The sequence below is a fragment of the Secundilactobacillus hailunensis genome (assembly GCF_005405185.1).
GTDB lineage: Bacteria > Bacillota > Bacilli > Lactobacillales > Lactobacillaceae > Secundilactobacillus > Secundilactobacillus hailunensis.
In genome coordinates this window covers 50,268-60,040 of record NZ_BJDO01000001.1, presented here as the reverse complement: position 1 = coordinate 60,040, position 9,773 = coordinate 50,268, and the positions used below count along the sequence as shown (strand labels likewise).

The window sequence follows — 9,773 nt, the reverse complement described above, 5'->3', positions numbered from 1 at the left end:
TAACTTCGGATCAGCAAACGGCTGTCAACAGCGACAGTACGCAGTTGAGCAATGATAATAGTAATTACCAGAGCGATTCCGGCGAGTACAGTGACGACGTAACCAGTGCAGCCAATGTAGTTGGGACAACCTCAAACTCTAATGCCTTGAGTAACGGTCAAAGCAATAACACTAGCGACCAAGGCCAAGCAACGTCCGACGAGAATGGCTCATCTAATAGTCAAAGCAGTACCACTAGTGATCAAGGTCAAGCAACATCTGACGAGAATGGTTCATCTAATGGTCAAAGCAGTACCACCAGTCGTCAAGGTCAAGCGACATCGGCTGAAAATAGTAATTCATCCAATGCTCAAAACAATGTCACGACTGAAGCAGGAAAAGGCAAGGCAACTTCTGGAACGGTTTCGAGTGGTACGAATAATATCAGTCGTAGCAGTTCAAAGAATACTGGTAGCAATGTTACTGAAACTGGCTCAGTTAACTTGAGTGAAGGGGCTATGAACAGTTCTGTTAATACTCAAGCGGTTGGCAATGGTGAGATGAGTACTAATAATGAAAATGCATCAGTATCATTGCAAAATTCAGCCGTTCAAAACGGTAACAAAGCATCAAATGAACAGAAGGAGTTACCACAAACAAATGAAACTAACCAAAGTGGCGTCTTAGGTCTATTGGGTGTTGAACTCATGAGTTTGCTTGGATTATTCGGAATCAAGCGGAAGCGTCATGACGAAAAATAATTCTAAGAATACGATGTCATAGCAGTATAATTGAACTTGTATGTGGCTAACGCTACAAAAGCCTCAGACTAATTAATCTGAGGCTTTTGTTAGATATGGGAGGAATGTAACATGTATTTTTTCGTAAATACAGTTATGCGTGATAAAAAAACGGGGATCGAACATGCTCAGATCAAGCGGCTTAAACTCTTTAAAAAACATCATCGCGAGGCTAAGATCGTGGTTCGTGATTATGACCGTACTTTTCATCACTATCTGAAAAATGTTGGTTTGGATGATGCTGATATGATCAGTATGTTTGATTTTTTCCAAAAAGCGACCGATTTTAAAGCGCGTCCATTTCAGTTGAAAGATTTACCGGTTATCCATGGTCAAAAGATCATTACGAAGCGAACCAAAGAAGGCAGCATGAACGTCTATGTAGGCAAGCAGCTGGTTTCTAAAATTTACACTTTTGACTGGGATGATCAGCAAATCGATAAAGTAGCGTACTTTGACCAATTTGGTAATAATGTCTCTACTGACGTTTATGATTCTCGCGGGTTTAAGTCCATGAATGAGACCTTTTCTAATCAGCACCGGGTAATGCTAGAAACGATGTTTGATGTTAACGGACAGATGGTCTATAAGTCACACTACATGAAAAATCGTCTGGGAAACTTAGCTAACTCTGCGTTGAGACTGATCAATTATAAAGGTAATCCGGAAATTAACTTTGTTGGTTTGAAAAATTTTACCCGCTTTTTCATCGATGAATTAAATCGCTCATATGGCGAAAAGAACGTCTTCGTTGTTGACCGGAACTACGGCATCGATTGGCCAATGCAAAATATGCAGACAGAAGCGTTCAAGTTACTTCAACTGCATAACGTTCAGTCCAATACTAATAATCTTGAAACGGGACGGCTCAACTATAATTATGAGTATGGCCTGGATCATCAGGGTGAATGGAACGGTGTGATTGCGTTAGGTGAAACACAGCAGCACGATGTGGAGAAACGGTTTCCCAAGAGTAAGATCTATGCCATTGGTGGTGGCATTATTAATGATGAAGTCATTAATGGGCCTAAAATCCCGTATGAGAAACGAACGATGGATAAAGTCGTCGTGATCGCCCGTTTAACAAAGGATAAACACGTTGAAAAAGTGGTTAAAGCAGTTGCTAAAGCTAAGACCGAAATTCCGGATATTACGCTTGACGTTTATGGTGTTGGTCCGGAACACGATAATTTGGAAAAGTTGATAAAAAACCTCAATGTGGCTGATCGAATTAAGCTAAAGGGTTACATTAATAACTTGAATCCAATTTATGATCAAGCCATGGTTTCGGTCCTGTCCAGTGACGCGGAAGGATTGCCACTGTCATTGATTGAAGCACAATCCCACGGTATCCCATTAATTGCCCGAGACGTGATTTATGGTCCTAACGATATCATTACTAATGAACGGGACGGTTATTTAATTGCGCCGGATAATAAAGATATTGATAACATCGCTAATGCTCTGGTTCAGACGCTGGCGGATAAGGCACACTGGCAAAGTTTGTCAGACGCGGCCTATGAAGACCGAATGAGATTCTCAACTGACAGTATGTGGCGTAAATGGGATGCGTTAAATGATGACGTACTTCAATACTATGAGGAGGGTGAGAAATAATGTACTTCTTTATTGATCCCACAGTGGTGCAGAATAACTCTGGTGTCGAGCACGCTGCCTTTAATCGCCTTAAACTGTTCAAAAATCACGGGCAAGAAGCCAAACTGGTCACGCGAAATTATAATCGCTTTTTATACAAGTTTCTAAAGGATGAAGGGGTGCCAGCTGATCAGTCCGTTAGTATGTTTGACTTCTTTCAGCACACCATCGGTTATGAACGTAAGCCGTTTCGTACCGATGATTTAACAATCGATAACGCCTACGAGCTAGACCGTCAAAGCAAATACACCAAGGTTTACGACAATGATCGACTGGTCATGAAAATCGACTATATCCCGGGGACTTTCGAAGAAATCAATACCATCACTTATTTAGACCGCTTTGGTAACGCCGTTGAGACTGATTTTTACGATTGGCGTGGCTTTAAATCGATGCAGCAATATTACGATGTGAACGGCATTACGGTTAAGGAACAGATGCTTACGCCAACCGGTGACGTCGTTTATGAGTCTTACTACGCAAAGGATGCCAGTGGTAAACAGCGGAATTCATTGTTGAAATTAGTGAATTATCAAGGTGAAGACTATTACTTTAATAGCCTATTGGAACTATTTACGTTTTTCTTAGATGAGCTAAATAATTCCTATGGCGGCAATAATACCTTTATGTCTGATCGTAGAGTGAATGATGCAGACACCGGGTTATTGAGCATGAAGACAAAGTGTCGGAAAGTTGCAGTTATTCATAGCACTGTGTCCTTGGATGATGATAATCAAGTGGATGGAAAATTGAACCCAGCTTATGCCAATATTTTAGAAAACCATTCGCAGCAACTAGATGCCATCATTGTCTCTACGCAGCATCAGCGAAATGATTTAAGTCTACGATACCCTAATTTGGATAGTAAGCTGTATCAAGTACCAGTTGGTATGGTCGACGTTGACCAATTAAAGACCCCCAAGAAATTGAGCGAAAAGCCTAACCGGATCATTGCTGTTTCGAGAATCTCAGATGAGAAGCGACCACAAGATATTGTGCGTGCATTGAGTCTGGTCATCAAAAAAGTTCCTGATGCAACTCTTGAATTTAGGGGATACGTAAGTGGCGATACCGGCAGAAAAATTCTGAAATTGCTGGATGAGCTTAAATTAAAGGATAAAGTGATCCAACGGCCGTATACCACTGACAAAAAACGCCTTAATGGTACTTATGATGGTGGTAAGGTTGCTGTATTGGCAAGTACTTCTGAAGGCTTTGGTCAGACTATTTTAGAGGGCGAAGCTCATGGTATCCCTCAAGTTGCTTACGACATTAACTACGGACCAAATGAAATGATCGATCCAGGTAAGAATGGTTATCTCGTTCGAAGCGGTGACATTTCTGGGCTGGCTGATAAGATCGTGGCAGTACTCACGGATCCTAATATTGATCAAATGGCCGAAGCTGCAGTGAATAAAGCCAAGACTTTCAGTACTGAATCAATTTGGCAAAAATGGCAAGCAGCTCTTGGTGAGAATGTACCAAAACAGGTTTGATTATTAAGATTGTATGATACAAAAAGGGACTAATCCACTGGATTAGTCCCTTTTTGTGCTTTCAGCCAATTAATACTCAAAGTAACCGCGGAAACCACGCCAAACTTGATCGACTTGTTTATTTTGATTGCGATAGTACATGGCATTGCCAGTTAGCGGCCGTGAATCGGGCTGTTTCAAAATTTCCTTTAACGAACGGTGCCGAGTATCAGTGCCATCACCAAACAAGCGGTACTGCCAGTGACGCAGCCGGCCAGCACGATCCTGCCAGCCGTAGCGTAAACGGAACAACTGGTGTTGCTGAGGGTGAATCACTAAGACGTCCCAGGCACCCAGCGTCTTGCTGTTCAGGCGACTCGTTTTTCGTCGATCAGCAATGTCACTGGTGGTGGCGATCCAGTTGAGGCCGTCCTGGTGCGACCAGTCATCCACGTGGGTATGGCCGGACATCACGGCAATAATCTGCCGACGGTGTTGGACTAAGCTGTTGTAAACGCGGGCAAAGTCACCTTGCTGATTATTAGCAAACCAGTCGTAAGTCCAAAAGGGCCAGACAGCTTGTTTATCCGTGGCGGAGCGAATGGAATCATGGGTAAACACGATGACCTGTTCATCTGGGGCTAATTGATCCAACGTATTCGTGAACCAAGCAGCTTGCTGATGCGCGATGCGGGATCGGCTGTGGCGGATATTTTGCAAAATACCCGTCCAATGAATGCCATTCGGCCGGTCGTCATAATCACGGCTAAAATAGCCGTTAGCGGTTGAATCTCGAATATCAAAGGTATTGAGCATGATCAGGCTTACCTTCGTGCCAGGAACCCGGTATTTGCCGTAAAAGTTGTTCTGGTTTGCTAACCAGTCATTATGGTGTCGATTGCGCAGGTTATGAGCAAGCTGTTCAGTCATAACCTGTTCCGTCCGGTAACCGTTTAGATAGCGGGCGAAACCGGAATTGTCATCGTGGTTGCCCTGAGTGATGAAGGTCGGTACTTGACTTTGCTGCAATGCGGACACTGCGTCACCCGTATCGATGATCGTTCGACTAAGCGGTTGATTACCATCGACAAGGTCGCCGTTCATGACTAAGCCGTCAAACTGCTGTTCACGTGCCATGATGCTGATCAGTTGCAGATCACGTAATGATTGCTGGCTGTACGTTGACTGGTGTGAATCGTAGTGAGTGTCATTAATGAGGCCGATGACGATGTCTCCCGGCCGCCGTAATTGCTTGAGCTGTCGGGTGAGCTTAAGCAGATTTTTCCTTTCTAATGGAGTTGGCTTAAGGCTGACCGGTGTATCAGCCTGATCAAACGTCCAGGGTTCCCGTAGACGAGATACGCTTTTTGAGCCGGTTATTTCATATCCAAAGTAGTGTTCAAAATGGGGATATCTGCTCATAAAGGGGACGTAAGTCTGGCGGCCAGCGTGGGTGAGCTGTAACCAGCCGCGATGCTGATCAGCTAATTTACCCGTGTAGTTGACCACCGTATTCTGATTAAGGTGACCGATGATCGGTGCGTGCAGGTCAGGATGCTGATAGCAATCAATACCCCGCCGACTGAAACAAAATTGACCGTTCATTTTGAAAAAGGTGGGTCGCTCTCGCTGGGTTTTAAACGGCAGATTTAAGTTAGCATTGATTAGGACGCCATACTGTTTACCCGTTTGATGATCATAATAAGGTAAAAAGCCATGCTGAGTCTGCAGATAGGAGATTGACTGATTTTGTACGATTTTGCTATATACAATTAGGCTTCCTGTATGCAACAATTTACTGTCTTTTCGGATTGCTGACCACTCCGGTTTAGTTCGAAAAACAAGTGGTTCAGCAGTGATAAATTCATGGGTTTTAGACTGTGAGTCGACAACTGATAACTGCGGTTTAGGTTTAGCTGTTTTGGGGGAATTGGTGTTAACCCGCCAATTCGGATTGTCATCCTGGCCATATAAACCCTGATTATTGGTGGCCACACAAAGATAACCAGTATTAAGTATCAGCCAATAGCGACCGTCACTTTTTAGCTTGCCGCGATAGTGAACCGGTTGGTGTGCAGGAAACACTTGCTGACGCGGACTGATCCGATTTGGCTGCTTGCGGCTGACCAAGAAACGGTTAGGCGTGAAACTGCCTGATTGATGAATCATTTGGCCATCAACCAGATGGGCTGTAAAACGATTTTTTTGATGGGTCAATTTTGTCACCGCCATTTGTTTTAAATTCTTATGGTATAATTATGTTAATGATTATATAGATGCTTGATAAACACCTGTAAAGAAAAGGAGTTTTTTGAAATGCAGTCAACTTTAGCCTATACGATCCAGGGATTAGCACACCAATCGCCCGTGACCGCTTTTTGTATTGACCATCAGACAAGCTACGTTGCGCAAACGGTTAAGCAAGCTACGGTGATTACGGCGTGTCATTTAGATGATTCGACAGCTAGTGCTTCAGCTGATTTAAAGACGCAGATTACCCTGTCTAACTTGGTTAACGTGCATAGTTTAGCACTGATTACCAGCGCACCCAAATTAAGCTTGTTGCTGTGCGGTCAGCCAACTGATGCCAGTGGCCAGCTGAACGCCCCTGAGCTATGGCGTGTGAGTGTTGATACGGCTACTAAAGACCAGCAGCCAGAGATCTTTAAGATGACCCATTTAGAAAGTGCCAACATTACTGGTACAGCGCTGCCAGGTCCAGTTATTGGTGCGGTTTCAGCCTTATCCAGTGATCGTAGTGAACTGGCTGTCATGGTGTTAGATCGAGGCCAGCACTTGCAGGGGACGGTCTATAATATGGCGCAGATGAATCACTTACTCTGGCAGCTGACGGCTCATGGTCAAACGACCATTGAAGCGGGTGATCTAAAAATGATAGCCACGGTCTACCAATCCTTTAAGCCTAAAGTTAAGCAGCTGGCACCCGAAACGATCGGCAGTATTCAAAGTATTAGTTTTTCAAACGGCAGAGCGCTCTACGCAACTAAAAGTTATGGCGACGAACATGCCGTCAGCAAGGGCTTTTGGTTACTGAAAAACGGTTTTCATGATCAGCCAATCGACCAGTTACCGGAAAATACGGCGCTAACGGGTATCTCACTACTGGGTAAATACGTGTATTTCGTTCAGTCACAGCACCAAGCAAACGGGAACTACCTGAACACCATTCAGCGTGTTGAAAAAACGCTTTGGAAGTAAGAAGCATCTACTTAAATAGAGCCCGTGACATAAGTCGATATTGGTAAGTATTTCAACTGACTTCTTAACTGAAGATAGCAAGAAAGTGTCTATTTATTCAATACTTCAATATAGTCTAATCGCGTGCCAAAACTCAGATTCCGGCCATTTAACCCCAAAAATGCTTGTCCCGAAAAAGTTCGCCGGAACAAGCATTTTTGGGGTTAAATTCTGGAATCTACCGAGTTTTGTCACAGCTTCATTATTTTAGTTTAAGCTAATTTCAATGTTTTAGCGAGGTAGTCAGCCATTCCGTCCTGATCATTATTGAGGGCCGTTACATCGTCGGCAATGGCCTTTAATTTATCAGTGGCGTTACTCATAGCCACCCCTTGACCAGCATAAGCAATCATTTCGTTGTCGTTATGTTCGTCACCAAAGGCGATCACGTTTTGACGGTCGATCTGATAGTAATTAGCCAGACGTTCTAGGCCAACCGCTTTCTGGACACCCTTAGTGCCAATTTCGAGGACGCTGTTGGGACCGCCCCAAGGCGCCACATCGACGTCGTTACCGAAATGGGTTTCAATGTAGGCTTGCAGCTTTTTCTGCAGTGGCCGGTCAACCGCAATCGTCATACTGGTTGGGTTTTGGGTCAACGTAGTGGGACTCAACTGCTGATCGTGGGTTAACACAGTGGGGAAGAAGCCCACTTGAGTGGATGTCGTTTGGTGTGCTAAAAACAGGTGCTTACCTTCTGCAGCAATCATGTAGATGTTAAACTCTTGCTGATGTTTCAGTAGGTCAAAGACGATATTGCGATCAAAGGTATACTGGTATTCATACTGCCAGTGTTTATGCGGGACGTGACCCAAACTACCATTGAAGTTGATCATTGGGGATGTTAGCCCTAATTGGTCATAGTAGTTTTGCGAAAGTCGGTTCGGTCGGCCAGTGACAATACTGACAATGTGACCGGCTTTAATAGCTGCCCGAATGGTAGCGATTGTTTTTTGAGAGAGTTTAGCTTCATTGTTTAAGGTCGTGCCATCTAGGTCTAGTGCGATTAATTTTTGATTCAAGATTACACATCCGTTCTTGTTGATTAGTTTTTGCAGATTAATAAACCTAATTTACCACAATCAAGGGGACTAGGGCAAGAATGTCTCGCGTCATACTGACGGGTTCAAGGGTGATTTGAATTGACCATTAGGCTTTGAAAAGGTATACTTTTTTCAGTTAATTTTGCGTAATGAAAGGGATAGATTATGGAATTACCAGCAGCATTTAAAACTAAATATCAACACTTACTTGGTGATCAAGCGCCAGCCTTCTTTGCTAGCTTCGATCAATCAGAAAATAGCGGTTTTCGAATCAATCCTTTGCGGCCAACTCCGGCTGACCTTGATTTAACGGATCCGGTACCCTACACCAAATGGGGGTATTACGGTAAAGTCAGCGGCCACACGCTGGACCATCAATCCGGTGCCGTATACAGTCAGGAGCCCAGCGCAATGTTTGTGGGGGAAGTTGCCCATCCCAGTGAAGGCATGCGCGTGCTCGATCTGTGTGCGTCTCCCGGAGGCAAAACAACCCATCTCAGCAGCTTTTTGCAGCAGACGGGGTTACTAGTCAGCAACGAGATCATGCCGAAACGGGCAAAAGTACTGGCAGAAAATGCGGAACGCTTCGGGTTAAGTAACACCTTGGTGCTCAATGAAGACCCAGCGGCGATTGCGAAAGCCTTTCCCACTTTCTTCGACCAAGTTTTAGTGGATGCACCGTGTTCGGGTGAAGGGATGTTCCGAAAAGATCCAGATGCTGTTAGCTATTGGACCCCCGATTATCCGGCAACCTGTGCTAAACGGCAACGCGAAATTCTCACTGAAGCGGTGAAGGTCCTTAAGCCGGGCGGTGAACTGGTTTACTCGACGTGTACCTTTGCACCTGAAGAAGACGAGCAGATGATTTCTTGGCTGCTGGAAACTTACCCGCAGTTTGAAGTGGTGCCGATTCAAAAAACGGCCGGAATCATTGATGCCAAGCCAGAGTGGGGCAATGGTGATCCAGCTTTGAAGGGAGCTGCGCGACTGTTCCCGCATTTAATGCGTGGTGAAGGTCACTTTGTTGCCAAGCTGAAATTGAAGGAAGCCATTGGCAGAGTGACAAAGTACCATCAACAGCCCTCTAACGTTTCCCGTGACCAATCCAATTTATTTGAAGCATTTGCTGATCAATACTTAAACTTTAAGGTGGATTCGCATCGCTTAGTGGCATTTGGTGATCAACTGTACTTATTGCCGGCTGGTACACCGTCACTCAGGGGGTTAAAAGTCGTTCGGCCAGGGCTGCATTTGGGGACCCTTAAAAAGAACCGCTTTGAACCGAGCTACGCCATGGCGTTGGCATTACGCCCCGGTCAGTTTAAGTATGAAACCGAAATTTCAGAGGATGACTGGAAACAAGTCGTCCATGGTGACATTTTCACCAAAGCGGATTTACCCCTTAAAAAGGGCTGGGTCCGGCTGTTCTGTAACGAGCAGCCAGTGGCGTTTGGTAAGGCGGTTAATCAGACGGTTAAAAACTTCTTTCCTAAGGGATTAAGGTTTAACGTTCATTAAAGACTTAAGTAGGCAGCCTGATTTAAAGGGCTGCTTTTTTTATG

7 protein-coding genes are annotated in these 9,773 nt (G+C 44.5%); 5 read left to right on the top strand and 2 right to left on the bottom strand.

Translation table 11 applies throughout. The features are described from left to right. The 3 genes from FFM73_RS00260 to FFM73_RS00250 all read left to right on the top strand — a co-directional run. Positions 1-740: LPXTG cell wall anchor domain-containing protein (locus FFM73_RS00260; protein WP_171001132.1), on the top strand; the 740-nt coding region annotated here is incomplete at its 5' end. A 111-nt stretch (positions 741-851) separates the two neighbouring features. Beyond that, positions 852-2,396 carry a glycosyltransferase gene (locus FFM73_RS00255; protein WP_137629803.1) on the top strand — a complete coding sequence of 515 codons (1,545 nt, stop codon included), beginning with the start codon at positions 852-854 and terminating at the stop codon, positions 2,394-2,396. Beyond that, a complete protein-coding gene (locus FFM73_RS00250; RefSeq protein ID WP_137629802.1) occupies positions 2,396-3,931 on the top strand; it encodes a glycosyltransferase in 1,536 nt (511 codons plus the stop codon). The genes FFM73_RS00255 and FFM73_RS00250 overlap by 1 nt, the downstream gene beginning before the upstream one ends. Positions 3,932-4,000: 69 nt before the next feature. Here FFM73_RS00250 and FFM73_RS00245 read toward each other — a convergent pair whose 3' ends face one another. Next, complete coding sequence (locus tag FFM73_RS00245) at positions 4,001-6,127, bottom strand: metallophosphoesterase family protein (protein ID WP_171001131.1); 2,127 nt, start codon at positions 6,125-6,127, stop codon at positions 4,001-4,003. Between the two features lie 99 nt (positions 6,128-6,226). Between FFM73_RS00245 and FFM73_RS00240 the strand changes: the two genes are divergently transcribed. After that, positions 6,227-7,129, top strand: coding sequence for a helveticin J family class III bacteriocin (locus FFM73_RS00240; protein WP_137629800.1), 903 nt, complete (start codon positions 6,227-6,229; stop codon positions 7,127-7,129). 251 nt (positions 7,130-7,380) lie between these two features. Here FFM73_RS00240 and FFM73_RS00235 read toward each other — a convergent pair whose 3' ends face one another. Continuing rightward, positions 7,381-8,190, bottom strand: a complete 810-nt coding sequence (locus tag FFM73_RS00235) for a Cof-type HAD-IIB family hydrolase (protein ID WP_137629799.1) — start codon at positions 8,188-8,190, stop codon at positions 7,381-7,383. A gap of 186 nt (positions 8,191-8,376) precedes the next feature. Between FFM73_RS00235 and FFM73_RS00230 the strand changes: the two genes are divergently transcribed. Next, a complete protein-coding gene (locus FFM73_RS00230) occupies positions 8,377-9,729 on the top strand; it encodes an RsmF rRNA methyltransferase first C-terminal domain-containing protein (RefSeq protein ID WP_137629798.1) in 1,353 nt (450 codons plus the stop codon). Positions 9,730-9,773: the final 44 nt, after the last annotated feature.

Bases quoted from the DNA above. Each gene is read 5' to 3' on its own strand.
- FFM73_RS00250 (WP_137629802.1), top strand. From the start codon at position 2,396: ATGTACTTCTTTATTGATCCCACAGTGGTGCAGAATAACTCTGGTGTC.
- FFM73_RS00240 (WP_137629800.1), top strand. From the start codon at position 6,227: ATGCAGTCAACTTTAGCCTATACGATCCAGGGATTAGCACACCAATCG.
- FFM73_RS00255 (WP_137629803.1), top strand. From the start codon at position 852: ATGTATTTTTTCGTAAATACAGTTATGCGTGATAAAAAAACGGGGATC.
- FFM73_RS00230 (WP_137629798.1), top strand. From the start codon at position 8,377: ATGGAATTACCAGCAGCATTTAAAACTAAATATCAACACTTACTTGGT.